Source organism: Streptomyces sp. NPDC050121 (genome assembly GCF_044460385.1).
In the GTDB taxonomy this organism is placed as follows: domain Bacteria; phylum Actinomycetota; class Actinomycetes; order Streptomycetales; family Streptomycetaceae; genus Streptomyces; species Streptomyces soliscabiei.
This window is the reverse complement of the sequence record NZ_JBITJV010000048.1, coordinates 25,089-51,043: the sequence shown is the minus strand read 5'-3', so window position 1 is coordinate 51,043 and position 25,955 is coordinate 25,089. Positions and strand designations below refer to the sequence as shown.

General features: G+C 71.7%; 24 protein-coding genes, 1 pseudogene and 1 riboswitch. Of the genes and pseudogenes, 14 read left to right on the top strand and 11 right to left on the bottom strand.

Annotated features, from left to right (window positions below; genetic code table 11):
* Positions 1–6: 6 nt before the first annotated feature.
* Complete coding sequence (locus ACIBTS_RS42715; protein ID WP_079662679.1) at positions 7–1,083, bottom strand: Zn-dependent alcohol dehydrogenase; 1,077 nt, start codon at positions 1,081–1,083, stop codon at positions 7–9.
* Between the two features lie 29 nt (positions 1,084–1,112).
* Positions 1,113–1,973 (bottom strand): MaoC/PaaZ C-terminal domain-containing protein, encoded by an 861-nt coding sequence (locus ACIBTS_RS42710; protein ID WP_399326446.1) that lies wholly within the window; start codon positions 1,971–1,973, stop codon positions 1,113–1,115.
* A 368-nt stretch (positions 1,974–2,341) separates the two neighbouring features.
* Between ACIBTS_RS42710 and ACIBTS_RS42705 the strand changes: the two genes are divergently transcribed.
* Genes ACIBTS_RS42705 through ACIBTS_RS42695 form a run of 3 tightly spaced genes read left to right on the top strand, consistent with a single transcriptional unit; the run spans position 2,342 to position 5,958 of the window.
* A complete protein-coding gene (locus ACIBTS_RS42705; protein WP_399326444.1) occupies positions 2,342–3,757 on the top strand; it encodes a sensor histidine kinase in 1,416 nt (471 codons plus the stop codon).
* A gap of 29 nt (positions 3,758–3,786) precedes the next feature.
* Positions 3,787–4,419: a response regulator gene (locus ACIBTS_RS42700; protein WP_399326475.1), complete on the top strand. Its 633-nt coding sequence runs from the start codon at positions 3,787–3,789 to the stop codon at positions 4,417–4,419.
* Between the two features lie 48 nt (positions 4,420–4,467).
* Positions 4,468–5,958, top strand: coding sequence for a hypothetical protein (locus ACIBTS_RS42695; RefSeq protein WP_399326442.1), 1,491 nt, complete (start codon positions 4,468–4,470; stop codon positions 5,956–5,958).
* A gap of 140 nt (positions 5,959–6,098) precedes the next feature.
* Here the strand turns inward: ACIBTS_RS42695 and ACIBTS_RS42690 are convergent, their stop codons facing one another.
* The 3 genes and pseudogenes from ACIBTS_RS42690 to ACIBTS_RS42680 form a co-directional block, all read right to left on the bottom strand.
* Positions 6,099–6,752 carry a class I SAM-dependent methyltransferase gene (locus ACIBTS_RS42690; RefSeq protein WP_399326473.1) on the bottom strand — a complete coding sequence of 218 codons (654 nt, stop codon included), beginning with the start codon at positions 6,750–6,752 and terminating at the stop codon, positions 6,099–6,101.
* A gap of 141 nt (positions 6,753–6,893) precedes the next feature.
* Positions 6,894–7,743 (bottom strand): annotated as a pseudogene (locus ACIBTS_RS42685) (RNA-guided endonuclease InsQ/TnpB family protein).
* A gap of 263 nt (positions 7,744–8,006) precedes the next feature.
* Positions 8,007–9,749 carry an MFS transporter gene (locus ACIBTS_RS42680; RefSeq protein ID WP_399326440.1) on the bottom strand — a complete coding sequence of 581 codons (1,743 nt, stop codon included), beginning with the start codon at positions 9,747–9,749 and terminating at the stop codon, positions 8,007–8,009.
* Between the two features lie 335 nt (positions 9,750–10,084).
* Here ACIBTS_RS42680 and ACIBTS_RS42675 point away from each other — a divergent pair, with 335 nt between their 5' ends.
* The 6 genes from ACIBTS_RS42675 (at position 10,085) to ACIBTS_RS42650 (ending at position 15,168) form a co-directional block, all read left to right on the top strand.
* Positions 10,085–10,627 carry a SigE family RNA polymerase sigma factor gene (locus ACIBTS_RS42675; RefSeq protein ID WP_399326437.1) on the top strand — a complete coding sequence of 181 codons (543 nt, stop codon included), beginning with the start codon at positions 10,085–10,087 and terminating at the stop codon, positions 10,625–10,627.
* On the top strand, positions 10,627–11,436 hold the full coding sequence (locus tag ACIBTS_RS42670) for a hypothetical protein (protein WP_399326435.1): 810 nt from the start codon (positions 10,627–10,629) through the stop codon (positions 11,434–11,436). The genes ACIBTS_RS42675 and ACIBTS_RS42670 overlap by 1 nt, the downstream gene beginning before the upstream one ends.
* A gap of 168 nt (positions 11,437–11,604) precedes the next feature.
* Positions 11,605–12,642, top strand: a complete 1,038-nt coding sequence (locus tag ACIBTS_RS42665) for an N-acetylmuramoyl-L-alanine amidase (RefSeq protein WP_399326433.1) — start codon at positions 11,605–11,607, stop codon at positions 12,640–12,642.
* Positions 12,643–12,820: 178 nt separating this feature from the next.
* The gene (locus ACIBTS_RS42660) at positions 12,821–13,663 is read left to right on the top strand and encodes a hypothetical protein (protein WP_399326431.1); all 843 of its coding nucleotides are present in this window, start codon (positions 12,821–12,823) and stop codon (positions 13,661–13,663) included.
* Positions 13,664–13,767: 104 nt separating this feature from the next.
* The gene (locus tag ACIBTS_RS42655; RefSeq protein ID WP_399326429.1) at positions 13,768–14,778 is read left to right on the top strand and encodes an LLM class F420-dependent oxidoreductase; all 1,011 of its coding nucleotides are present in this window, start codon (positions 13,768–13,770) and stop codon (positions 14,776–14,778) included.
* Positions 14,779–14,874: 96 nt separating this feature from the next.
* A complete protein-coding gene (locus ACIBTS_RS42650; RefSeq protein WP_079662668.1) occupies positions 14,875–15,168 on the top strand; it encodes a hypothetical protein in 294 nt (97 codons plus the stop codon).
* Between the two features lie 54 nt (positions 15,169–15,222).
* On the opposite strand, the gene ACIBTS_RS42645 is transcribed toward ACIBTS_RS42650, so the two are convergent.
* From ACIBTS_RS42645 to ACIBTS_RS42635, 3 genes are read right to left on the bottom strand one after another with little or no spacing between them, the layout of a single operon-like run.
* Positions 15,223–16,293 (bottom strand): prenyltransferase, encoded by a 1,071-nt coding sequence (locus ACIBTS_RS42645; protein ID WP_319676126.1) that lies wholly within the window; start codon positions 16,291–16,293, stop codon positions 15,223–15,225.
* Complete coding sequence (locus tag ACIBTS_RS42640) at positions 16,290–17,033, bottom strand: class I SAM-dependent methyltransferase (RefSeq protein WP_079662666.1); 744 nt, start codon at positions 17,031–17,033, stop codon at positions 16,290–16,292. Before ACIBTS_RS42640 ends, ACIBTS_RS42645 begins: the two co-directional genes overlap by 4 nt.
* The gene (locus tag ACIBTS_RS42635) at positions 17,027–18,499 is read right to left on the bottom strand and encodes a glycosyltransferase family 4 protein (protein WP_399326426.1); all 1,473 of its coding nucleotides are present in this window, start codon (positions 18,497–18,499) and stop codon (positions 17,027–17,029) included. Before ACIBTS_RS42635 ends, ACIBTS_RS42640 begins: the two co-directional genes overlap by 7 nt.
* A 231-nt stretch (positions 18,500–18,730) precedes the next feature.
* Here ACIBTS_RS42635 and ACIBTS_RS42630 point away from each other — a divergent pair, with 231 nt between their 5' ends.
* Positions 18,731–19,381 (top strand): TetR family transcriptional regulator, encoded by a 651-nt coding sequence (locus tag ACIBTS_RS42630; RefSeq protein ID WP_399326424.1) that lies wholly within the window; start codon positions 18,731–18,733, stop codon positions 19,379–19,381.
* Positions 19,382–19,599: 218 nt separating this feature from the next.
* Here the strand turns inward: ACIBTS_RS42630 and ACIBTS_RS42625 are convergent, their stop codons facing one another.
* Both ACIBTS_RS42625 and ACIBTS_RS42620 read right to left on the bottom strand, forming a co-directional pair.
* Positions 19,600–19,890: a ferredoxin gene (locus tag ACIBTS_RS42625; RefSeq protein WP_399326422.1), complete on the bottom strand. Its 291-nt coding sequence runs from the start codon at positions 19,888–19,890 to the stop codon at positions 19,600–19,602.
* A 3-nt stretch (positions 19,891–19,893) separates the two neighbouring features.
* Positions 19,894–21,351 (bottom strand): aldehyde dehydrogenase, encoded by a 1,458-nt coding sequence (locus tag ACIBTS_RS42620; RefSeq protein WP_399326420.1) that lies wholly within the window; start codon positions 21,349–21,351, stop codon positions 19,894–19,896.
* A gap of 85 nt (positions 21,352–21,436) precedes the next feature.
* On the opposite strand from ACIBTS_RS42620, the gene ACIBTS_RS42615 reads away from it, so the two are divergent.
* Positions 21,437–22,462, top strand: coding sequence for an MBL fold metallo-hydrolase (locus ACIBTS_RS42615; RefSeq protein WP_399326418.1), 1,026 nt, complete (start codon positions 21,437–21,439; stop codon positions 22,460–22,462).
* Between the two features lie 51 nt (positions 22,463–22,513).
* A complete protein-coding gene (locus ACIBTS_RS42610; protein WP_399326416.1) occupies positions 22,514–22,966 on the top strand; it encodes a nuclear transport factor 2 family protein in 453 nt (150 codons plus the stop codon).
* 4 nt (positions 22,967–22,970) lie between these two features.
* Here ACIBTS_RS42610 and ACIBTS_RS42605 read toward each other — a convergent pair whose 3' ends face one another.
* Entirely contained in the window at positions 22,971–23,660 is a 690-nt protein-coding gene (locus ACIBTS_RS42605; protein ID WP_399326471.1) for a phosphotransferase, read from the bottom strand.
* Positions 23,661–23,744: 84 nt separating this feature from the next.
* Positions 23,745–23,899: riboswitch (cobalamin riboswitch) on the top strand.
* 82 nt (positions 23,900–23,981) lie between these two features.
* Between ACIBTS_RS42605 and ACIBTS_RS42600 the strand changes: the two genes are divergently transcribed.
* Together ACIBTS_RS42600 and ACIBTS_RS42595 are read left to right on the top strand one after the other, a co-directional pair.
* A complete protein-coding gene (locus ACIBTS_RS42600; RefSeq protein ID WP_399326469.1) occupies positions 23,982–25,238 on the top strand; it encodes a prenyltransferase/squalene oxidase repeat-containing protein in 1,257 nt (418 codons plus the stop codon).
* Positions 25,235–25,951: an SCO2322 family protein gene (locus tag ACIBTS_RS42595; protein ID WP_399326414.1), complete on the top strand. Its 717-nt coding sequence runs from the start codon at positions 25,235–25,237 to the stop codon at positions 25,949–25,951. The genes ACIBTS_RS42600 and ACIBTS_RS42595 overlap by 4 nt, the downstream gene beginning before the upstream one ends.
* Positions 25,952–25,955 lie beyond the last annotated feature (4 nt).

Below are 25,955 nucleotides of genomic sequence, written 5' to 3'. Positions count from 1 at the left end.
CACGCCTCAGATCTCTATGCAGGTACGCAGGGCCGCTCCCGTACGCATCTGGTCCAGCGCCTCGTTGATCTCGGCGAGCGGCACACGGTGGGTGATCAGACCCGACAGGTCGATCCGGCCGGCCCGCCACAGGGCGATCGTCCGCTCGTAGGAGCTCAGGACGTCCCCGCCGCCGTACATCGAGGGCAGGATCCGCTTCTCGTCGAAGAACAGCTCGAACATGTTGAGCTGGAGGAAGTCGTCGAGGGCGCCCGCGCCGACGACGACGAGGGTGCCGCCGCGCCGGGTGTTCTCATAGGCGGTGCGGGCGGTGGCGGAGCGGCCGACGACCTCGAAGACGTAGTCGAACCCCTCGCCGCCGGTGACCAGTTGCTTCGCGCCGGGCAGCTCCTCGGGCGAAACGGCCTTCGTGGCGCCGAAGTCGAGTGCGGCCTCCCGGCGCGAGGCGACCGGGTCCACGGCGACGATCTCGGCGGCGCCCCTGAGCCGCGCACCCTGGATCGCGGAGATGCCGACGCCCCCGCAGCCGATGACGGCGACCGACGAACCGGCCGCCACGTCCGCGGTGTTGAGGGCGGCGCCCAGGCCCGTCGTCACCCCGCAGCCGATGAGCGCGGCGATGTCGAAGGGGACGTCGTCGGGGATCGGGACCGCGCAGCCGGCGTCGACCACGACCTCCTCGGCGAAGGTGCCGGTGCCGGCCATGCCGAACAGGTCCCCGCCCGCCCGGCGGAAGTTGGGGGTGCCGGCGTTCATGAACCCGGCCAGGCACAGCTCGGTCTGGCCGCGCTTGCAGGCGGGACAGGCTCCGCAGGCCGGCAGCCAGCAGACGACGACCCGGTCGCCGGGCTTGACCCGGGTGACGCCCTCCCCCACCTCCAGGACCTCGCCCGCGCCCTCGTGGCCGGGCACGAACGGCGCGGGCTGCGGCAGCACCCCGCTCATCGCGGACAGGTCCGAGTGGCACAGCCCCGTGGCCCGCACCCGGATCCTGACCCGTCCGGGGCCGAAGCCCACCGCCTCGACGTCGTCGAGGACCTCCAGCTTGTCCTGGCCGATCTCGTGCAGTACGGCTGCGCGCATGGTGCGGCTCCCCTCAGGTCATCGCGAGTTCAAAAGTGTTCGACGATCGTGTCGGCGAGGACGGGCGCGTCGTCCCTCTCGACGGCGTTCACGGCCACCCGGAGCGTGGTGTCGTCCTGCCGCCACATCCGGATGCGCAGGGTCTCGCCCGGGTACACGACCCCGGCGAAGCGGGTGGCGTACGAGCGCACCCGGGTCACGTCGCCGTCGAGCAGGGTGTCGACGACCGCCTTGAGGGTGATCCCGTAGGTGCACAGGCCGTGCAGGATGGGCCGCTCGAACCCGGCGCGCTCGGCGAACTCGGGGTCGGCGTGCAGGGGGTTGTAGTCGCCGGAGAGACGGTAGAGCAGGGCCTGGTCCTCGCGGACGGACCGCTCCACCACCTTGTCGGGGTCGCCCGCGGGCGGGTCGAGTCGGGTGGACGGACCCCGGTCACCGCCCCAGCCGCCCTCCCCGCGCACGAAGATCTGGGCGTCGTTGGTCCACAACGGGCCGTCCGCGTCGGCGACTTCGGTGCGCATCACGAGGACGGCGGCCTTGCCCTTGTCGTAGACGGCGGCGATGCGCCCGGTGGCGGTCGCCCGGCTCTGCACCGGGAGGGGCCGGTGGATCTCCAGACGCTGCCCGCCGTGCAGGACGCGGGCGAGGTCGACGTCGACGCCGGGCATGGACAGGCCGCTGATCACGCCGGGTGAGCCGGCTCCCGCGACGGTGGCGAAGCTCGGCAGGACGTGCAGCCGGGACTCCAGGGTGTAGCGCAGCTCGTCGGGATCGGTCGCGGGGACGCCGGCGCCGATGCCGAGGTGGTAGAGCTGGACGTCCTTGGGGATCCAGGAGATCTCGCCGGAGCGGGGTTCGGCGGCGAGCGCCTTGGCTGCGTCGATGGGCATGAAGCTCCTGATGTTCGGAACGATCGGATCGCTCGGACTGCTCGGAACGCTCGGACTGCTTGGATCGCTCGGACTTGCTCGGATCGCTCGAACTGCTGAGAGACCTCGGCACGGCCGTCCGCACCGATCGGCCGCACCGAGGTCGTGACGGGGCCGCAGAACCCGCCCGCTCTAGAACGCGTTCCAGTGCGGCGACCCCCTGTATAGCCCAGGCCCCGGGACTTGTGAAGACAGCTGACGGTATGTCAGAAACGGCCGCCGGTGACATTTGTCCCGGCCGAGTCCGTACATCCGGCACTGCCGCGAACGGGCGCGGAACCGTAGCGTCGGGGACGACCACACAGCCGTGGAAACCGGGGGACAGGAACATGACGAGGTCGTTCGAGGATTGGCGGCGCGCACAGGCGTGCCGCCGGGATGCCCTGCGCTCGGCAGTCCGGGAGGGGCGCAGGCAGCAGCGGTACTGGCAGGACAACAAGCAGCGCCTCAAGGCCGAGTACAAGGCCGCCCGCAAGGCCGGACAGGTCCCCGAGGACCCGGGCCCGCCCGCCAACGCGTTCTCCCTGATGCCGTGGCTGCTGTTGGGGATGGGCGCGATCTCCAACCTGTTCCACGGCGAGACGCCGAATCCGTGGATCGGCGGCCTCGGCCTGCTGACGTTCAACTCGCTCTACATCTACGTCTCGAGCCGCGCCTTCGCGAAGCAGTCGCGAGAGGCGACCTCCACGCGGGTGGCGCTGGGGCTGCTGGCCCTGGTCACCTTCGGTCTCGCCCTCGCCTACGGCGGCAACTGGCTGCTGTTCCTCCCGCTGCTGGGCCTCGCGACGGGCGCGACCCTGCGCGGTGCCCGACTGCGCGCTCTGGGTACCGCGCTGGCCGTCCTCGCGGGGGTGGTCTCCTGCGTCCACAACGGTTGGGACGGCCTGACCATCGCCTACGCCACCTGGATCTCGACGATGGTGACGGCCGCGATCCTCTCCCTGTCCGAGGCCGTACGGGAACTGCGCGCCGCCCGCGAGGAGCTGGCCCGCCGGGCGGTGGAGGAGGAACGGCTGCGCTTCTCCCGCGATCTGCACGACCTGCTCGGCCACACCCTGTCGGTGATCGTGGTGAAGTCGGAGGCGGCCCGCCGGCTGGCGCCGCGCGACATGGACGCGGCCCTCTCCCAGGTCATGGACATCGAGGCGGTGGGCCGCCAGGCGCTGACCGAGATCCGGGAGGCGGTCACCGGCTACCGCGAGGGCAGCCTGGTCACCGAGCTGGACCGGGCCCGCTCGGCCCTGACGGCGGCGGGCGTCGAACCCTCGGTGAGCCGGTCCGGGCCGCCGCCCGAGCCGCAGACCGCGGCCCTGCTGGGCTGGGTGGTGCGGGAGGCGGTCACCAACGTCGTCCGGCACAGCGGAGCGACCCGCTGCCAGATCACCGTGACGGGTGCCCCGGAGCGGGTCCGGCTGACGGTGACGGACAACGGCACCGGCACCGGCACCGGCACCGGCAGCGACGGTGGCTGTGGCAGTGGCAGTGGCAGTGGCACAGGTGGCGAGGAGTGCCGCCCGTCTCGCGGCGGTACCGGTCTGACCGGCCTGCGCGAGCGCCTCGCGACGGCGGGCGGCTCGCTCACGGCGGGCCCGGGACCGCGCGGCGGCTTCACGGTCACGGCGGAACTGCCCACGGAACCGTCCTCGGAACCGTCCACGCAGTCCCCGACGCACCAGACGTCCGCACCGCAGGAGCCCACGGACAGTGCGCCGTCCGTGGCCGCCGGCCCTAACCTGGTGCCGTGAACGAGATGCCGGGCCGGCCCGTGAACGAAATGCCCCGCGACCACCGCCCCACCAAGTCCATCAGGGTGCTGCTCGCGGAGGACCAGGGCATGATGCGCGGCGCGCTGGCCCTGCTGCTGGGGTTGGAGGCCGACATCGAGGTGGTCGCCCAGGTCGGCACCGGGGACGCGATCGTGGACGCGGCGCTCCTCCACCGCCCGGACGTCGCGCTCCTCGACATCGAACTCCCCGGCATCAGCGGTTTGGACGCGGCCGCCGAGCTGCGCGAACAGGTGCCCGACTGCCGGGTGCTGATCCTGACCACGTTCGGCCGGCCCGGCTATCTGCGCCGGGCCATGGAGGCCGGGGCCTCGGGCTTCCTGGTCAAGGACGGGCCGGTGGAGGAGCTGGCGGCGGCCGTCCGCCGGGTCCTGACCGGCGAGACGGTGGTGGACCCGGCGCTGGCCGCGGCCGCCCTCGGCGCCGGCCCGAACCCCCTCACCGCCCGCGAGTGCGACGTCCTGAAGGCCTCCGTGGACGGCGCGACAGTCGCCGACATCGCCGCCAAGCTGCACCTCTCGGAGTCCACGGTCCGCAACTACCTGTCCTCCGCGATCGGCAAGACGGGCACCCGCAACCGGATGGAGGCGATGCGGGAGGCCCGGCAGCAGGGGTGGCTGTAGCCGCGGGGCCGACGGCGACGACCGGACCGGTGGTGGCATAGTGCCGGGATGCCCTTACCGATATCGATCCTGCGGCGACGTCTCTTCACCCGTGGGGCCGCCCTGGCGGCAGCACTCGCCGCCGTGTCGGCGTCCGCGCCCGCCGCGGCCGAGGGCTCCGGTCAGGTCGTGATGCGGTTCGAGACCGTGAAAACCTTCGTCATGTACAACGCCGACGAGGGAGCCAAGGCATCGAACGACGACTTCCACGTCCCCGTCTTCGTCGAAGCGAGCAAGGGCGGCGAACCGGCCCGCAACGTCAGCGTCGTCGTGGACGCGTCGGGGCTGAAGGGCGTCGCCCGGCTCGGGGACCGGGAGATGTGCAAGGCCGCGGGCCCGATCTACACCTGCCACTACGGCGATCTGCAGAACGGCGACGGGGAGAGCTACGACCCCCTCACCCTCCTGGGCGTGGACGGCGTCGAGCCGGGCGACGGCGGAACGGTGACGTACACCGCGACCGCCGACAACGCTCCCACCATCACCGGCTCCACCCGGCTGATCGTCGGCGGTCCGACGCTGTCCGCGCCCGGGCAGGAGAAGGGCGTGAGCGGGCTGGCCCCGGGAAAACCCGCGAACCTGACCGCACGACTGGCCAACAACACCCGTTTCCCCGCGAAGCAAGGGGTCGCCCTCCGGGTCGACGTGTCGGAGGGGCTGACGCTGGCCGCCCGGCACAGCAACTGTTTCTACGCCGGTTCCGCGGCCACCTCGGCGTGGTGCACGTTCCCCACGAAGCCCGCGGCGGGCGCCGCGTACCGCACGAGCGCCCCGCTGGTCTACACGGTCGACGTGCCCGACACGCTGTCCGGCGCGGTGACCTACAGCTGGTCGTCGGCCCCGTCCCGCCCCGCCGACCACACCGTACGTGGCACAGGCGCGCCGCTCACCCTCGTCCGCACCGCCGCCCAGGCCTTCGGCGAAGGCCAGGCCCGGGTCGGGATCACCACCACTCTGCAGGCCGACTACCGTCCGGTCACGGCGAGCGTGCGGGGCCGGGTCGGCGACACGGTGAAGGTGCGGCTCGGGGTGCGGAACCTCGGCCCCGGCCGCCCGGAGGGGGACGAGCAAATGGGTCGCTTCGAGGTGGTCCCGCCGGAGGGCGCCACGGTCACCTCCATCCCGTACACCATCGAGGACGACGACGTGAAGTGGGCCTGCGACCGGCCCGAGAAGCCGGGCAAGGCGTTCGTCTGCGAGGTCGGCTCCAACGCGTTCTACGAAGAGGCGCGGTACGGCGACGGTTCGACCGCCATCGACTTCCACATCCGCATCGACCGGCAGGTCCCGGGCGCGAAGGGGACCATCCGCACGTACAACCCGTCCGACCGCACGCCCGGCAACGACGTCGCCGCCATCCCGCTGGAGGCGTCCCCGGCGCCGCTGTACCGGTCCGCCCTGCGGCCCGCCGTGCTGGTGCCGGCCGCCCTGGTCACCGCGGCGGCGGTCACTGCGGCTGTCGTCGTGCGCCGCCGTCGCCGCGGCTCGGAACCGGCCTGAGTTTCGGACGACGGCCTTCGGATCGTCCCTGGATCCGCTCGCCCATGGATCCCCTCGTCTCCAGGGCCCCTCGTCTCCAGGGCCCCTCGTCTCCAGGGCCCCTCGTCTCCAGGGCCCCTCGTCTCCAGGGCCCCTCGTCTCTAGATCCCCGTGCCCGTGCGCCGCAGCACCCGCAGCGAGCCGGTGTCCGAGACCTCCGTGAAGGCCCCGGAGGCCAGGGCGCGCAGGTAGACGCGGTAGGGGGCCTGGCCGGTGAACTCGTCGACCGGGTCGGGGAACACGTCGTGGATGACGAGGAGCCCGCCCTCGGCGACGTGCGGCGCCCAGCCCTCGTAGTCGGAGGTGGCGTGCTCGTCGGTGTGGCCGCCGTCGACGAAGACGAGGCCGAGGGGCGCATTCCAGAACGCGGCGATCTGCGGCGACCGCCCGACCAGCGCGACCACGTGCTCCTCCAGGCCGGCCCGGTGCAGGGTCCGGCGGAAAGTGGGCAGTGTGTCCATCAGTCCGATCTCGGGGTCCACGGTCTCCGGGTCGTGGTACTCCCAGCCCGGCTGCTGCTCCTCGCTGCCCCGGTGGTGGTCGAGCGTGAGCGCGCTGACCCCGGACTGGCGGGCCGCGTCCGCGAGCAGGATCGTGGAACGCCCGCAGTAGGTGCCGACCTCGAGCAACGGCAGCCCGAGCGCGCCCGCCTCGACGGCTGCGGCGTACAGCGCGAGGCCCTCGTCGACCGGCATGAACCCCTTCGCCGCCTCGAACGCGGCCAGGATCTCGGGCTTGGGTGCGGCCGCGGGCATGGGCGGTCCTCTCGGTCGTACGAAGTTCTCGGTGCCCATGCTGTCGTACCCCCTGTCGCTCAATCGACAGAGGGTACGTTTGACTTGCTCCTCGGGCTGAAGCCCGAGGATTCTGGCCTTCCCTGACTGGTTGCCGTGCCGCTACGCGGCACGCGGTTCGGTCGGGAATCCGTGGCTTCCTGTTTCTTCGCGCTGTGCCGGGATCGCTCCTGGTCTTACCGGCGCTCCGCAGGCCGATGCCGCCAGTCCGGCGGCCGTCTTCACGTTGATCGCGGCGTTGTGGTCCCGGTCGTGGACGGCGCCGCAGGCGGCACAGGTCCATTCCCGCACGTTCAGCGGTTTGGGCCCGTCCACGGCGCCGCAGGCAGAGCAGGTCTGGGAGGTCGGCTCAAACCCGGCCGATCTTCACCAGGGTGCGGCCGTACCGCTGCGCCTTGTACTCCAGCATGTGCACGAACGACGACCAGCCCGCCTCGTGAACGGACTTGGCCAGCCGGGTACGTGCCAGCGCTTTCACTGCCGAAGGGACGGCGGGCAGAGGGCGGGACCATTTCACCTTCACCGCGCCGATCTTCGGCAGGTTCAGACGGCCGCCGGCGGTGACGCTCCAGCGGGCGTTGGCGGTGAACCGGATCGACTGCCGGGCGTCCTTGCGGGACTTCAACCGCGGCGCACCCACTTTCGGACCCTTGCGGGCGCCCTTGAGGGAGGCGAAGAAGTTGCGGTAGGCGGTCTCGGCGTCCCGCAGGGACTGCTGGAGCACCACCGCGGAGACCTCACCCAGCCAGGACCGCCCGGCCGTCCGCTTCGCCTCGGTGATCAGCTTCCGGGACAGGTCACCGGCCGTAGGGAAGGGCTGCCCGGCCCGACGGGCGTCCTCGCGGGCCCGCACGGCGTCGTTGAACACGACACGGGCGCACCCGAACGCCCCGGCCAGCGCTGCCTGTTGAGTGGCGTCGGGGTACACGCGGAAGCTGTACCGGAGCTGCATGACGATCACACTAGGCACGTCGAACCCGCGTCGTCATCGGGAACGTGTGAACGATCCGTCACCGTCACGAGTCGACTCCGGCTCCGCCGGAACGAGACCGCGACGCTCCGCGTCGCCACTGTCAGATTCGCTTCACCACCGGCCTGAAGGCCGATGCACTGCGAATGAAATCCGGTAGCGGACCTAGGGGCGCGGGGAACTGCGCGACCGGCCACGACGGCGCGGCAGACGCCGGACAGCGCGACGCGGCACCGCAGTGGGCGCTAAGCAGTCACCGTCTCGCCCGGCAAGGAGAGATCCAGCTCGACCGCCCGTTCCCCGCCATGGTGCGACGCGGACGACGCAAGCGGCCCATGGCCGGAGGCCCTCGCGGCGAGGACGTAGGCGCCCTGGGCCGGGACGGCGAGGGTGTAGCGGCCGTCCTCCTGCGACAGGGTGGCGCCGGCCTGCCGGCCGCGGCGGTCGATGAGGGTGACCTTGGCGCGGGCGACCGGGGCGCCGTCGGCGTCCAGGACCCGTCCGCGGAAGCCCCGCAGGACCTCCTCGGCGTGCTCCAGGTTGACGTCCTCCTCGCTGCTGGCGCGCAGCTGCGGAGCCGTCGCGGGGCGCTGCTGCTTCGGCAGGCACAGGGCGAGAACCAGGCCGACCGCGACGGCGGCCGTGGCGATCAGGAAGGAGACGCGGAAGCCGTGCATGGTCGGGATCGCGACGCCGTTCACGTTGTTCGCGGTGTTGGCCAGCACCATGCCGATGACGGCGCTCGACACGGACGTGCCGATGGACCGCATCAGGGTGTTGAGGCCGTTGGCCGCGCCGGTCTCCGAGGCCGGGACCGCGCCGACGATCAGCGCGGGCAGGGAGGAGTAGGCGAGGCCGATGCCCGCGCCCAGCAGCACGGCGATGACGAGGCTCTGCCAGGCGGCGCTCATCAGGCCGAGGCCGGCGCCGTAGCCGATCGCGATGATCAGCATGCCGAGGATCAGGGTGACCTTGGGGCCGTACTTCGCGGACAGCCGGGCGTAGACGGGGGCGGTGACCATCATCGTCAGGCCGAGCGGCGCGACGAGCAGACCGGCGACGACCATCGACTGGCCGAGGCCGTAGCCGGTGGCCTTCGGCAGCTGGAGGAGCTGCGGCAGGACGAGGGAGACGACGTAGAAGGAGACGCCGACCATGATCGAGGCGAGGTTGGTGAAGAGGACGGCGGGGCGGGCCGTCGTGCGCAGGTCCACCAGCGGGGCCTTCACGCGCAGCTCCATCACGCCCCACAGGAGGAGGACGACGGCCGCGGCGGCGAACAGTGCGAGGGTGGTGCCGGAGGTCCAGCCCCAGTCGCTGCCCTTGGTGATCGGCAGCAGGAAGAGGACGAGGCCGGTGGAGAGGCCGATCGCGCCCAGCACGTCGAAGGTGCCCTCGGCGCGGGCCGGGGACTCGGGGACGACGAGGAGGGTCAGGGCGATGGCGAGGGCGCCGAGGCCGGCGGCGCCGTAGAACAGGGCGTGCCAGTCGGCGTGCTGGGCGACGAGGGCCGCGGCGGGCAGGGCGAGGCCGCCGCCGACGCCGATGGAGGAGCTCATCAGGGCCATCGCCGAGCCGAGCTTCTCGCGCGGCAGCATGTCCCGCATCAGGCCGATGCCGAGCGGGATGGCGCCCATGGCGAAGCCCTGGAGCGTTCGGCCCACGATCATCATGAGCAGGTCGCTGGTGAGTGCGCTGACCAGCGCGCCGACGACCATCACGGCCAGGCTGAGGATCATCATCCGCCGTTTGCCGTACAGGTCGCCGAGGCGGCCCATGATCGGGGTGGCGACGGCGCCGGACAGCAGGGTGGAGGTCAGGACCCAGGTGGCGTTGCTGGGCGCGGTGTCCAGCAGCTGGGGCAGATCCTTGATGACCGGGACGAGCAGGGTCTGCATCACCGCGACCACGATGCCCGCGAAGGCGAGCACCGGGACGACGGCTCCGCTCGCTGGGCGGGCCGGCCGGTCGGTCGTCGTGTGCGTCATGGGGTGGGGCCTCCGGGGGCGGTGCTTCGGGCGTTACGAGGGTGGTGTCTCGGCGGTTACATGCGAACTGAACCTGTATGCACGGGCAACTATTCCGATGCTTTGGCGTACTAACGATTTCTTTATCTTCTCTTGGGAAAGCGGTCCCTCTCCCGCGCCCCGACCGGCGACCCAGGACCTGCCCTGGGCCGAAAACCCGATCCTCGACGCCGCTCGCCTCGCCGTTGCCGGCGGGGGCGCTGCTGACGCCGGTGTGGCTGCCGCGGAAAGTCTCCGCTCGCCGAGGCAACGATCCGGGCCGCTCATGGCCTCCTTTGAACATCTAGGAGGTGCTCATGGGGGATGGGAAGCAGGATCGGGACACGGAGTTCCAGGCTTTCGTCGTCGGCCGCTGGCCGCGGCTGATGCGCACGGCATTTCTCCTCACGGGGGAACAGCACGCCGCGGAGGACCTGGTCCAGTCGACGCTGGAACAGGTCTACGTGGCGTGGCGCAGAGTCGGCGCAGCCGACGAACCTGAGGCGTACGTACGGTGTGTGATGATCAACGCGCATGCCCGCAAGTACCGCAGGAAGCTCCGCGAGTTCCTCGCCCCGAAGGGCGACGACTCGGGTCTCACGCACGAGGTCGCCGACACCGGCGATCCGATCGGCCGGGCCGACGACCGGCACACCCTGCTGAAGGCGCTGGCCGAGTTGCCGCCGCGGCAGCGGGAGACGGTGGTGCTGCGCTACTGGGAGGACCTGACCGAAACGCAGACGGCCGAGGCGATGGGCTGTTCGGTCGGCGCGGTGAAGAGCAATGCGGCCAAGGGGATCGCGAAACTCCGCGCCATACCGGAACTGGCGGGCACAGCGACGCAGGGAGGGCGGAAGTGATGAGCGCGGACCGGGAGACGAACCACGACATGATGCAGCACGACATCGCCGGCCTGCTGGCGGACGCCGCGGACGAGGTCGAGATCGGTATAGCCCCCACCCAGACACTCATCCGCAGGGGTCGCCGCCGCAGGGCCCGCCGCTGGGCGGTCGCGGCGGCCACAGCCCTCGTAGTCGCCGGCTCGACCGGGGCGCTGGCGATGACGGGGCTGCCGGGAGGCAACGGCGAGCGGGTGACACCGGCGGCGACGGGAACGCCGGGCGCACTCCAGTCCCCCAGCAGAACGATCCTGGGGACCGGAACCGACCAGGGCAAGCCCTGGAAGGTCGCGATCGACGTCTGGCCGGCGCCACGCGACGCCGCAGAGGCCCAGGCCGAGCTGAAGGCGATGGCGAAGTACCGCGAGACCCTCCCGACCGTGCGGAAGCCTTCCGATCTGGTCGGCAGGAGCGCCCTCTTCCTACGCAGCAGCACCGGTGACGAGAACGGCCCGGGCACCCTGATTCACGCCGGCCTGATGAACGGTCGCGGCCTCGACCCGCCTCTGCGGAACCAGTCCGGCACGGTCCCGGCAGGCCCCGGCTCGGGCAGCTCCGACCGCGTGGTGGTGGGCCCGGTCGCCGAGACGGTCAACCAGGTGACCTGCAAGTGGAAGGACGGCACGAGGACCGACCTGGTCAGGCGACCGGCCAACGAGGCGACGAACACCGACAAGTCCGCCATCCGCTCGGTCGAGGGGTCCCCGTGGGACTGGTTCGTGTGCCTGGTGCCGCAGGGCACGACGCCTGACGGGACGATCTTCAAGTAATCAGGGGTCGGGGGGCGGAGGGGAAGGGGCAGGGAGGTGAAGGGGCAGGGGGTGAAGGGGCAGGGGGTGTAGGAGGGCGGGGGGTGCAGGAGGGCGGGGGGCCGCCCCTCATCCGTCCGGCCGCCTTCCGCCTGAGCCCTCGCCGGGATGCCCGTTAGGGTGGCAGGCGTGTCGTACACAGGCTCGAACCCCGGCTCCTCCGACCCCTTCGGCCCCTCCGATCGCTTCGACTCCGCGTCGCCGCGCCGCTCCCCGCTGCGCCGCCCGCTGACCGTGGCGCTCGCGGCGCTCGTGCCTGGGGCGCTGCTGGGCTGGCTGGCGTACGAGGCGCTGGGCGGGACGGGAACGGGAACCGGCGGGGACAGTGGACCGGACCGGGGGGCGGGAGCTGCGGCCTCGTCGTCCACGCTCCGCTCCCCCACCGACAGCTCCCCTGCCGACGGCTCGCCGGCCGGCGGCGCGAGCGGGGACCGGAACGCGAGCGGCGACGGCAAGCAGGGCGCCGGCGGCACCGCCCCGACCGCGGGGTCCGCCTCCCTCAGGGGCAAGGTCGTCGTCATCGACCCCGGGCACAACCCCGACAACGTCCAGCACACCGCCGCCATCAATCGCAAGGTGGATATCGGCACCAACTGGAAGGAATGCGACACTACGGGCACGTCCACGAACTCCGGTTACAGCGAGGCGGAGTTCACGCTGGACGTGGCCCACCGGCTGCGCGCGGTGCTGCAACAGCAGGGCGCCACGGTGAAGCTGACGCAGGACGGCGACCGGGAGTACGGCCCGTGTGTCGACGAGCGCGCCCGGATCGGGAACGCGGCGCACGCCGACGCGGTCGTCTCGATCCACGCGGACGGCGCCGGAGCCGGCGACCGCGGCTTCCATGTGATCCTGCCGGCCACGGTGCACGAGGGCGCCGCCGACACCCGTGCCGTCGTGGGCCCGTCGAAGGACCTCGGGAAGCTGATCGCAGGCGACTTCGCGCGCACGACGGGCAGTTCGCCCGCCAACTACATCGGCGACGGGACCGGTCTCGTCACGCGGAAGGACCTGGGCGGTCTCAATCTGTCAACGGTTCCCAAGGTGTTCATCGAGTGCGGCAACATGCGCGATACCAAGGACGCGGCGTTGCTGACCAGTGGCGCCTGGCGGCAGAAGGCGGCGCAAGGGATCTCTGAGGGAATCGTGAGTTTCCTGCGCGGGTAGTGATCAGCGCGCTGATCACGGCGGACAGCACAATCGTGCGGACGATAGTGTCGTCCCTACGATGAGGGGCCACCCCCACGCTTCACACCGGGGCCTGACGGCGACATGGTGACAGCGACGCCTCTACCGATACGTGTATGCGTGTACCGACGACGAGACGACTGACGAAGGACCTGAAGTGAATATCCGCTCCCTCACTCGAGGCGACGGCGTGGTGATCGGAGCAGCGGTATTGCTGTTCATCGCGTCGTTCCTCGACAACTACTCGTACGACAACGCGCCCAGCAGCCTCGACATCCCGAGCCTCTGGTCGAGCGGACCGGTCCTGCTCAGTGTTGTCCTGGCCGGCCTCATCGCCGCCGCGCTCATTGTCGTCGCCCGCGGTCTGCCGAACCCTCGCAAGATCGCCGGCCTGGAACTCGGCGCGTTCGGTGTCGCGTTCGCCGTGTTCGCCGCCTGGAGCGCCCTCGGCAACGTCGTCGACCCGGTCGGTGGCCTGGACAACTTCGGCGGTGACAACTCGAACGCCCCCTCCGCCGGGACGGGGCTGATCCTCGCCCTCATCGCCACGCTGGTGCTCGCCGGGGCCGCTGTCGCCACCCCCCTCGTCCCTGCCCTGCAGGCCGGCCTCATCCCGGCGCCCAAGCCGCCGACCCCCCAGCCCTACGGTGCGCAGCCGCCCGCGGGTTACGGCTACCCGGGCGGGCCGCAGCCGTCGGCGTTCGGCGGTCAGCCGCAGCCGGGGCAGCCCGGTCAGTCGGGTGGGCAGCCGGGACAGTCGCCGTTCGGCGCTCAGCCGGGTCCGGCGCAGCCGCCGGCCGCGGACTTCTCGCCGTTCTGGTTCGCCGTACCGGTGCCGCGTCCGCTGTACGCGGAGGACGGCGCGCCGATGCCCATCGCCGAACTGGCGCCGGGCACCTGGTACCTCGCGGTCGAGCAGGGCGCCCAGGGCCTGGTGGCCCAGACCCAGGACGGCCGACGCGGCGTCCTGCGGGACGCCTCGGGCATTCAGCGCGGCTGAGCCCACGCCCCCCGTACGACGGGTACGGCCCCTCGCCCTTCCGGGCGGGGGGCCGTTGTCGTACAGTCGCAGCCCCGTATCTGACGTACCGTCAGGAGGCTGGTATGCGGCTCGGTCTGGCGCTCGGCTACTGGGGCCGCGGCCCCGCCCCCGACCATGTGGAGCTGGCGCGCGAGGCGGAACGGCTCGGCTACGGCTCCGTGTGGACGGCGGAGTCCTGGGGCTCGGACGCCTTCACCCCGCTCACCTGGATCGCCGCGCGGACCTCGACGATCTCGCTGGGTACGGCCGTTGCCCAGATGGCGGCCCGCTCCCCCACCACGACCGCGATGCACGCCCTGACCCTGGACCACCTCTCCGGCGGCCGGATGATGCTCGGGCTCGGCCTGTCGGGCCCGCAGGTGGTGGAGGGCTGGTACGGCCGCCCGTTCCCGAAGTCGCCGCTGACCGCGACCCGGGAGTACGTGGACGTCGTCCGGCAGGTCCTGCGCCGGGAGGCCCCGGTGGAACTGGACGGCCGGTTCCACTCCCACCCCTACCGTGCCCCGGACGCCACCGGCCTCGGCAGGCCGCTCAAGTCGATCACTCACCCTCTGCGTGCCGATCTGCCGGTGCTGTTGGGCGCGGAGGGCCCGCGGAACGTGGCGCAGACGATTCGCATCGCCGACGGCTGGCTGCCGCTGTACTGGTCGCCGAACCGGCCGGACGCATACGGCCCGGCGGTGGCGGAGCTGCCCGAGGGCTTCCGGGTCGCTCCTCTCGTACGGGCGCTGGTCTGCGACGACGTCACGGAGGGGCTGCTGCCGGTGAAGGCCATGCTCGGGTTCTACATCGGCGGCATGGGCCACGCCACCCGCAACTTCCACGCCGACCTGATGGCGCGCATGGGCTACGAGGAGGAAGCCCGGCACATCCAGGAGCTGTTCCTGTCGGGCCGGCGCGAGGAGGCCGTGCTCGCCGTCCCGGACGCCTTCGCCGACGAGATCTCCCTCGTCGGCCCGCGCGAGCGCATCGCCGAACGGCTTCAGACCTGGCGCAAGGGCCCGGTGACCGACCTCCTGGTCGTGGCCCCGGACCCGCACACCCTGCGGGTGCTGGCCGAGCTCAACTCCTGACGACGAAAGGCGTCAACTCCACCCCGGCACGGGGCGAATGGACGCGACACGCACCGGCCGGGTTTCGTTCGGCGTCGAACGGCAACCCGAAAGGGCATGTCCCCTCGATATCGCAACGGCGCCAATCAGGCCGGGACGGTCATCGCGGTCGTCGCCGACATCATGGCCCTCATCCTGGGCCTGTGGATCCTGATGTACCTGCTCGACGCGAACCGCGCCAACTCCTTCGTGCAGTTCATCCACGACACGGCCCGCTGGCTCGCCGGCTGGTCCCATGACCTGTTCACCTTCGACGAGGCCTGGGCAAGGGTGGTGGCGGGCTACGGCCTGGCGGCGGTGGTCTACCTCTTCGTGGGCCACGCCATCGCCAACAGGGTCCACCGCCACTGAGACACCGCCACTGAGACACCGCCACTGAGGCACCGCCAGGAGGCCACCGCGCCCTCAGGCGCAGCAGTCGACCTCGAGCCCGGAAGGAAGCAGTTCCCCGCCGAACACGGCACACGTCGCCTCATGTCCCCCGAGCGCGGCGACGGCCAGCAGCAGCGACCCGGCGGTCCATGTGGTCAGTTCCCGGGGCCAGATCGCCTCGTCCTCGAAGACGAACCCGGTCCAGTACAGCCCCGACTCCGCGTCCCGCAGATGCTGGATCGACTGGAGGATCTCCAGCGCCCGATCGGACTCGCCCATCGCCCACAGCGCGAGGGCGAGTTCGGCGGACTCGCCTCCCGTCACCCACGGGTTGGGGACCACGCACCGCACCCCCAGCCCCGGCACCACGAACCGCTCCCAGTCCGCCTCGATACGGGACTTGGCCTCCGTGCCGGTCAACGCACCGCCCAGCACCGGGTAGTACCAGTCCATCGAGTAGCGGTCCTTGTCGAGGAACCGCTCCGGATGCCGTCGTATGGCGTGCCGTAGCGCGCCTGCCGCCAACTCCCAGTCGGGCTGGGCCTCTTCGCGCTGCTCGGCGATCGCCAGCGCGCAGCGCAGCGCCTGGTGGATCGAGGAGGAGCCGGTGAGCAGGGCGTCGGCGGTCGGGGCGCCGTCGTCCTCGCGCCGCCAGCCGATCTGCCCGCCGGGCTGCTGGAGCCGCAGCACGTACTCGACGGCCGCGTAGACGGCCGGCCACATGCGGTCCAGGAAGGTGTCGTCGCCGGTGGAGAGGTAGTGGTGCCAGACGCCGACGGCTATGTAGGCGACGAAGTTCGTCTCGCGCCCACGGTCGGTGACCTCGTCGAAGGCGCCGTCCGCGTACGCCGCGAACCACGAGCCGTCGTCGTTCTGGTGCCGGGCCAGCCAGGTGTACGCCCGCTCGGCGGCCTCGTGCTCGCCCGCCGCGTCCAGCGCCATCGCGGCCTCGGTGTGGTCCCAGGGGTCGAGGTGGTGGCCACGGAACCAGGGGATCGCACCGTCCTCGCGCTGCACGGCGAGGATCCCGGCGACGGTCGCGGCGGCCTGCTCGGCGGTGAGGACCCCGGGCAGGACGAGGTGTTCTGTCCGGGGGGTGGTCACTTGGCGGCCACCTCGGACAGCGCGGGAAGGTGTGGCTTGGTCGCGTACGCCACGAAGCTCTTGCCGATCAGCGGGTTCAGCGCCTGCTCGGCGACGCGGGTCGCAAGCGGCTTCTTCATGATGTCCCAGACCAGCAGCTTGTGGTACGCCCGCACCGGCAGCGCCTTGTCGTTGTCCACGCCGAACGCGCACTTGAGCCACCAGTACGGCGAGTGCAGCGCGTGGGCGTGGTGGGTGCCGTACGGCTTCAGGCCCGCCTCGCGGATCTTCGCGAGCAGTTCGTCCGCCTTGTAGATGCGGATGTGGCCGCCCTCGACCTCGTGGTAGGCGTCGGAGAGCGTCCAGCAGACCTTCTCGGGGCCGTAGCGCGGCACGGTGATCGCGATGCGGCCGCCGGGCTTCAGGACGCGCACCATTTCCGCGAGCACTCCCTTGTCGTCCGGGATGTGCTCCATGACCTCGGAGATGATGACGACGTCGAAGGACTCGTCGGGGAAGGGCAGCGCCAGGGCGTCGCCCTCCATGGCGGTGGCGGTGGCGCCCTCGGGGGCCTCGCCGGCCTCCTTCATCGCCGCGAACCACTTGGCGACCTCGCGGATCTCCTCGCCGTTCTGGTCGAGCGCCACGACCTGGGCGCCCCGCCGGTAGCACTCGAAGGCGTGCCGCCCCGCCCCACAGCCGAGGTCCAGGACTCGGTCGCCCGGGGCGAGCGGGAACCGGGAGAAGTCGACGGTCAGCACGTGGCCCTGCTTTCGCGATCGGATGCTTCGGATACGACGCCGTCGGCGTCAACGGCGTCGACACCACGACCGGCGGCAACGGCCTCGGCGGTTTCGACGGCGGCGGCAACGGCTGCTTCGGGGGCGGCGGGGGCCTCGGCAGTACCCGGGCGGCGGCCGTCGGCTATCGCCTCGCGGTAGCGGGCCACGGTTCCCTCGGCGGCCCGCGCCCAGGTGAAACGGTCCAGCACCCGTTCCCGCCCGGCCGCACCCAGCCGGGCCCGCAGCGCGGGGTCGCCCAGGAGCCGGCTCAGGCCGGCCGCCAGCGCGCCGGCGTCGCCCGGCGGCACGGCCAGGCAGGTCTCCCCGTCGCGCCCGGCGACCTCGGGGATCGCCCCGCCGGTCGTGGCGAGCAGCGGGGTGCCCGTGGCCATGGCCTCGGCGGCCGGCAGGGAGAAGCCCTCGTACAGCGACGGCACGCAGGCGACCTCCGCCGAGCGCACCAGGTCGACCAGTTCGGCGTCGGAGATGCCCTTGACGAACTCGACGGCGCCTTCGAGGCCGTACCGCTCGATCGTCTGGGCGACCGGCCCTTCCTGCGGGCGCTTGCCGACGACGACGAGGTGGGCGCGCGGATGCTCGGTGCGCACCTTCGCCAGCGCCTCGACGAGGAAGACCAGGCCCTTGAGGGGGACGTCCGCGCTGGACGTCGTCACGATCCGGCCCGGTATCTGCGGCACGGCCGGGTTCGGCGAGAACAGGTCGGTGTCGGCGCCGATGTGGACGACATGGATACGGTCGTCGCGGACGCCGAGGTGGTCGACGATCTCCTGGCGGGAGGTGCCGGAGACGGTGAGCACGGACGGCAGCCGGCGCGCGACGCGCTTCTGCATCCGGGTGAACGCGTACCAGCGGCGCACGGAGTAGCGCCGGCGCCATCCCTCGGCGGCGTCCAGCTCCAACTGCCGGTCGACGGTGATGGGGTGGTGGATGGTGGTGACCAGGGGCGCGCCGAGGTCCCCCAACAGGCCGTAGCCGAGGGTCTGGTTGTCGTGCACGACGTCGAACTCCCCGCGCCGGGCGCGCAGATGACGGCGGGCACGCAGGGCGAAGGTCCGCGGCTCGGGGAACCCGCCGGTCCACATCGTCGCCACCTCGAGGGCGTCGATCCAGTCGCGGTACTCGCCGCGCTTCGGGGTGCGGAAGGGGTCCGGCTGGCGGTAGAGGTCGAGGCTGGGCAGCTCGGTGAGCGAGAGGCGGTCGTCGTGGGCCGGGTCCACCGGGTCCAGCACCGGATAGGGCTGGGAGCCGATCACCTCGACGCGGTGACCGAGGCGGACGAGCTCACGCGAGAGATGCCGTACGTAGACGCCCTGGCCCCCGCAGAACGGGTTCCCCTTATAGGTGAGGAGCGCGATGTTGAGCGGTCGCCTGCCGTCGGCCGCGAGGTCATGCCGAGACCCCGCCTGACTGGCCTCAGCGGTCACTCCGGGCCCCCTTCTGCCTGCATGGTCCCGCGAGACTACGACGGGACGCTAATCTAGAACAAGTTTCAGACTTGATCGTCCGGGAGGCTCTGAATCTACCGGCAGGTAAGAGCGCTGGGAGCAGTGGATCAGGTGATTCACGCCACGACCGACCGCTCTGCCGAACCGCATGATCACCGCCCCTCACCGACTGTCACCAGGACTGTCACGGAACGGACCGGAACGGGACCCATGCCAGCCACGCCAGCCACGCCCGCGGAAGCCAAGGGGAACGCGGAAGCCAAGGGGAGCAAGGCGCAGTCCTCGCCCCTCACCGAGCGGCAGGAGGCGCGCCGCCGCCGCATCCTGCACGCGAGCGCGCAGTTGGCCAGCCGGGGCGGGTTCGACGCGGTGCAGATGCGGGAGGTCGCGGAGTCCTCGCAGGTCGCCCTCGGCACCCTCTACCGGTACTTCCCGTCCAAGGTGCATCTGCTGGTCGCCACGATGCAGGACCAGTTGGAGCACATGCACGGCACGCTGCGGAAGAAGCCGCCGACGGGCGAGCGGGCGGCCGAGCGGGTCGCGGAGACGCTGATGCGGGCCTTTCGCGCCCTGCAGCGCGAGCCGCACCTGGCGGACGCGATGGTGCGCGCGCTGACCTTCGCCGACCGCAGCGTCTCTCCGGAGGTCGACCAGGTCTCGCGTCAGACGACGGCGATCATCCTGGACGCGATGGGCCTCACCGATCCGACCCCCGAGCAGCTCTCCGCGGTCCGCGTCATCGAGCACACCTGGCACTCCGCGCTGATCACCTGGCTGTCGGGTCGCGCCTCCATCGCCCAGGTCCGGATCGACATCGAGACGGTGTGCCGCCTGATCGACGTGACGGACCCGCGCACATAGAAAGGACCTACGAGACGATCGGGGGTCGCCTTCAGGTCCTGTCATGCAACCTTCAGGTCCCTCAGTCCGACCGTCGACGTCGGCCTCAGCGGATGCCCGTACCTCTCGGCGTCGCGCCCAAGTCGGCTACTCCGGTCGAACTCCCTCACTCGCCTCGTAGGCCACTAACAGAATAGAACACCTGAAGCTGGATGGAACACCCCAAAAGGGAAATTTTTTTACTCCTCCGGCGGGAAGACCGCCTCCCCGCTCCCCACCAGCGTGATCACGATCGCCTCCACCGGGCAGTTCTCCGCCGCCGCCAGCACCTGCTCGTTCGCGTCCGTGTCGGGGTCGACCGGATGGGACTGGCGCGCGGCGTCCAGCCGGAAGCCCTCCGGTGCTCGATGGAGGCACTGCGCGGAACCGATGCACAGCGAACGGTCCACGTCGACATGCCACCGGTCGCCCGCCCCTGCCCCCGCCCCCGCCCCCGCCCCCGAATCCGTTCGCGCGAGAGGTACCTCCATCCCTCAGCCCTCCCAGCCGGCCGGCAGATGGATCATCTTGTGCTCCAGGTACTCGCCGAAGCCCTCGGGCCCGAACTCCCGCCCCAGCCCGGAGTTCTTGTAGCCGCCGAACGGGCCGAGCATGTCCAGGCTGAAGGTGTTCACGGAGTACGTCCCCGTACGGACCTGGCGTGCGACCTCGATGCCGTGCCCGACGTCGGCCGTCCAGACGCTGCCGCTCAGCCCGTAGTCGGAGTCGTTCGCGATCTTCAGGGCCTCGGACTCGTCACCGTAGGGCAGGAGGCAGATCACCGGTCCGAAGATCTCCTCACGGGCGATCCGCATGGAGTTGTCGACGTCGCCGAAGAGGGTCGGCTCCACATACCAGCCGCGCTCCAGGCCCGCCGGACGCCCGCCACCGGTGAGGATCTTCGCGCCCTCCTCCTGCCCGATCCGGATGTAGTCGAGGTTCCGACGCTGCTGCCGCTCGGCGACCAGCGGCCCGACCTGGGTCGCCGGGTCCATCGGGTCACCGACGACCAGCGCGGCCGCCGCCGCGGCGAAGGCGTCCGCGAACTCGTCGTAGCGCGAGCGCGGCAGGAGGATGCGGGTCTGGGCCACACAGGCCTGCCCGTTGTTCATGAAGGCGGCCGAGACGATGCCGGGAACGGCCGTGGCGATGTCCGCGTCGGGCAGCACGACCGCCGCCGACTTGCCGCCGAGCTCCAGGGTCACCCGCGTGAGATTGCGGGCGGCCACCTCCATGACCCGCTTCCCGGCCGCGACCGAGCCCGTGAACGCGACCTTGTCGATGCCCGGATGCCCGACCAAGTACTCACTGACCTCGCGGTCCGCGGGCAGGATCGACAGCACGCCCTCCGGCAGCCCGGCCTCCCGCGTGATCTCGGCCAGCACATACGCGTCCAGCGGCGACTCGGGGGACGGCTTCAGCACCACCGAGCAGCCGGTGAGCAGCGCGGGCGCGAGCTTGGCGGCAGCCACGAACTGCGGGACGTTCCAGGGGACGACGGCCGCGACCACGCCCACCGGCTCGCGCCGCACGAGGATCTTCCCGAGCACACCGTCGCGGCGCTCCTCGTAGGTGAAGTCCCGGGCCACCTTGATCGCCGCGTCCCACACCATCATCGCGCCGAGGGCCTGCGCGAGGACGCTCCACGAGTACGGGGAGCCGTTCTCGGAGGAGATCACGCGGGCGATCTCCTCATGGCGCAGGGCGATGCCGTCCTTGATACGGGTGACCACGGCGATCCGCTCGTCGAGCGACATCCGCACCCAGGGCCCCTCGTCGAAGGCCCGCCGCGCCACGGCGACGGCCCGGTCCACATCGGCCGTCGACGCATGCGGCACCCGCCCGATGACCTCCTCGGTGTGCGGCGAGACCACCTCGATGACGTCCTTGCCCAGCGGGTCGGTCAATTCCCCGCCGATGAACAGCTGTCCGTGTTCCACGAGCTCGGCCATGGCCACTGCCTTCGTTTCTGACGGTGTTTCAGAAACTGATACCAGTTCTAGTTATAGTGGGCAATGGCCGGGAGACGGAGGGCAGATGACGAAGGCGTTCGATCACGGCGGGGGTGTGCGGTCGCTTCGGGTGCCCATTCCGGACAACCCGCTCGGGCACACGCTCGTCTACGTCGTCGACACCGACCGCGGGCCGGTGCTGATCGACGCCGGATGGGACGATCCCGCCTCCTGGGACGCCCTCACCGCCGGTCTCACGGCCTGCGGTACGGACGTCGCCGAACTTCACGGTGTCGTCATCACCCACCACCACCCCGACCACCACGGCCTGTCGGCCAAGGTGCGGGATGCGTCCGGGGCTTGGGTGGCGATGCACGCGGCGGACGCGTCGATCGTGCGGCGGACCCGGGAGACCCGCCCCGAGCGCTGGTACACGTACATGGCCGACAAGTTGGCCGCCGCCGGCGCCCCCGACGAGCACCTCGCCCCGCTGCGCACGGCCCGCCGCCGTACGCCGCTCGGCTTCTCGCCCGCGCTCCCCGACCGCGAGATCGTCCCCGGCGAACTCCTGGACCTGCCCGGCCGTCGGCTGCGCGCGATCTGGACCCCGGGCCACACCCCGGGCCATGTCTGCCTCCACCTGGAGGAGAGTCACCCGGCCGGACTTGCGGGCCACGGCCGCCTGTTCTCCGGCGACCATCTGCTCCCGGGGATCAGCCCGCACATCGGTCTCTACGAGGACCCCGACGACGCGACGGTCACCGATCCCCTCGGCGACTACCTCGACTCGCTCGAACGCGTCGGCCGGCTCGCCCCCGCCGAGATCCTCCCCGCCCACCAGCATGCCTTCACCGACGCCCCCTCCCGGGTACGGGAGTTGCTCACCCACCACGAGGACCGCCTCACGGACCTGTCGTCGCTCCTGGCCGAGCCCCTCACCCCCTGGCAGCTCGCCGAACGCATGGAGTGGAACCGCCCCTGGCAGCAGATCCCCTACGGTTCGAGGACCATCGCGGTCTCCGAGGCCGAGGCCCACCTGCGCCGACTCGTGAAACAGGGCCGCGCGGAGGCGGTGGCGGGCAGCGAGCCGGTGACGTACGTGGCGGTGTAATGCGCTCGCGGTGCGGAACGGCCTGCTGATACCAACGGCAGCATGGAACCCATGGATCCCTTGGAACGCCTTCTCGTCGAGCGGGCCTGCGAACGTCTCGTCGTCGACTTCGTCCACCGGCTCGACCTGGGTGAACCCTCCACCGTGGCCGCTCTGTTCACCGAGGACGGCAGGTGGGAATGGCCGGCGGGCGAGCGTCTGATCGAGGGGCGGGCGGCGCTGCGCGGGTATTTCGGCTCGCGCCCCACCGACCGGCTCTCCCGCCGTCTCATGTCGAACATCCTGGTCACGGTCACCGCGCCGGACACCGCCCTGGCCACCTCGTACTTCTCGACGCACCGGGTCGACGGCTACGAGGGCGGCATCGTCCCCGCCGGACCCCCGGTCCAAGTCGGGCACTACGAGGACGCGTTCCGGCGAGTCGACGGGACCTGGCTGCTGGCACGCCGGCTGCTGCACCTCCCCTTCGGCGGACCGACACCCCGCGCTGAGCGGCCTGTCTGACCCGTCAACCACCCGTCCGACTCATCAGCGACCTGATCAACTCACCGGCCGGGGCGAGGAGTTCCGTTTCCTCGGTGCTCATCGTCGGGTTGGCCGCGCGCCGACGCAGGGCCTCGGTCAGGCCCTGCTCGGTGAGGTCGGAGGGGTCGACGAGGAGGGCGGCCAGCATCGTGCGGGCGGGAGCGGCGATCGACTGGGCGGAGACGGCGACCTGGGCGAGGATCACCGCGGACATCCCCCAGTCGAGCCCCGGGTCGCCCTCCTCCGCGTTGGCCCAGTCGATGACCCGCGGGCCGTCCGGCGTGAGGATCACGTTGTCGGGGTGGAGGTCGAGGTGCAGGATGCGGGCGTCCGCCGAGCCAGGCCCCGAGACCCGGCCCGGGACGGTGTGCAGCGCGCGCAGCAGCCTCGCGAGTACGGCCCCCGCCTCCTCGGCGTCCAACGTGCCCGCCACGAACGCCTGGAGCATCGTCGGCCCCTTCAGCCGCTCCATCACCAGGTCGGTGCGCGAGCCGTCGGGCGAGGGTCGTACGGCGGGCGCGGGGTAGCCGTACTCCCGTACGTGCGCCATCACCGCGCCCTCGGCGGCGGCGTCGCCCCACCCGTCCCGGTCCCGGCGCAGCACCCACGCCTCGTCGATCTCGTACACGTCGGCCGTGCGACCCGAGCCGAGCAGTCTCCCCGTTACTGGCATGAACATGAACCTACCTCCACCCACCTCCGTCCGGCCCGTCCGCCCCATCCGCCCCATCCGCAGCCACCCCTCAGGCCGTTCGCTACCTGCCGGTAGAGTGACGGCGTCGTCATCACGCCCGTACAGGGAGAAGCCGGTGTAATTCCGGCGCTGTCTCGCAACCGTAGAGCCGGATCGCCCGGTCCGGAACGTGACCGGCTCACGTGCGTCGGCAGCCCGCCGTCGCACGCACCGTCGAGGTATACGGAGTCGAGCCGCCGGGGTCGCCCCGTGCTGCCCGCCTCCGTCGACCTCCCGCACCGGGAGAGGCACCCGCCGATCATGAACGTCCGCCGCAGCGTCACGGCCCTGGCCCTCGCCGGCGCCACCGCCGTCGCCCTGGGTGCCGCCGTCCCCGCCGTCGCCGTCACGCCGTCCCCCGCCCCGTCGGTGGCGATACCCGACGGGCTGTACGGCACCACCGACCCGACGTACGACGGTGTCTGGCGCCAGTCGCTGGCGTTGCTCGCGCAGCGGACCGTGGGCGTCACGCCCGCCGACCGGGCCGTGGCCTGGCTGGCCGGGCAGCAGTGCGCGAACGGCGCCTTCGCCGCCTTCCGCGCGGACACCGCGAAGCCGTGCGACGCCAAGCTGATGGTGGACACCAACAGCACGGCGGCCGCGGTCCAGGCGCTGGCCGCGCTCGGCGGCCACCGGGCGGCGACGGAGAAGGCGGTCAGCTGGCTGAAGTCCGTCCAGAACGCGGACGGCGGCTGGGGCTACTCCCCCGGCGGGGCCAGTGACGCCAACTCGACGTCCGTCGTCGCGGGCGCGATGGCGGCGGCCGGGCAGCGGCCCGCGGAGGTGAAGAAGGCCCAGAAGTCGTCGTACGACGCTCTCCTGAAGCTCTCCATCGCCTGCGACAAGGCCGGTGGCGGCGCGTTCGCGTACCAGCCGGACAAGAAGGGCGGCCTCGCGGCCAACGCGGACGCCACGGCGGCGGGCGTGCTCGGCGTCCTCGGCAAGGGGTTCGTGACGACGGCGGGCAAGGCGCCGGCACCGATGAACGGCAACAGCTGCGGCAACTCCCCCGCCCCCCTCACCCCGTCCGAGCTCGCCCGCGACGGCTCGGCCTACCTCGTCGAGGCGATCAGCAACGACGGTCATCTGACGTCCGCCCTGCCCGGCGCCGCGGACCAGCCCGACTACGGCAACACCGCCGACGCGGTCGTCGCCCTCGCCGCACAGGGCTGGACCGCGCAGGCGAAGAAGCCCCTGGCCTGGCTGGAGCGGAACTCCGCGGCCTGGGCCAAGCAGAGCGGCCCCGCCGCCTACGCCCAACTCCTCTTCGCCGCCCACGCCATGGGCGCCGACCCCCGTCATTTCGGCGGCACGGACCTGGTCGCGCAGCTCAACGCGACGGGACCAACCCCGCAGACCACAGCCACGGGCAAGGCCACGCGGCAGGCCGCCGAGTCCGAGAGCAAGGACGACTCGGATTCCGGTTACAGCGTGTGGTGGATCGTCGGCGTCTTCCTCGTCGCCGGCATCGGCATCGGCTTCCTGATCAGCGGCCGCGGCAGGAAGCAGCAGCCGTGACGCGCCGGACCCTGCCCCCGTTGTTGCTGACCCTGACGTTCCTCCTCCTCGCGACCGCCGCTCAGGCTCACGCCGCCGGCTACCGCTACTGGTCCTTCTGGGACCGCGCCGGCGACCAGTGGACGTACGCCACCCAGGGCCCCTCCACCGCGCGTCCCGCCGACGGCGACGTCCAGGGCTTCCGGTTCGCGGTGAGCGCCGACTCCCAGGACGCGTCGCAGCCGCGCGGCACGGCCTCCTTCGCGGCGATCTGCGCGAAGACGCCCGCACAGGACGGCACGAAGCGGGTGGCCCTGGTCATCGACTTCGGGACGACGGCCGACGCCCCGTCCGGCGAGAGCCCGCCGTCGCCGTCGCCGCGCACGGCCTGCGCCCGGGTCGCACCCGACGCGACGACGGCCGAGGCGCTCGCCGCGGTCGCCAAACCGCTGCGCTACGACACGAACGCCCTGCTGTGCGCGATCTCGGGGTATCCGCGGACGGGGTGCGGCGAGCAGGTGTCCGGGAAGGGCAAGCCCGGGACGGACAAACCGGGGACGAGTGAACCGGGGACGGAAGGTCGGGGGACGGAGAAGCCGACGGCCACCGAGAAGTCCGGCAACGACGGCGGCGGCCCGTCGCTGGGCCTCTACGCCGGCGCGGCGGCCGTCGCGGGGTTGGGCGCGGCCGCGCTGTGGCAGGCGCGGCGGCGAGGATCCCGCCGGGATGGCTGACGGC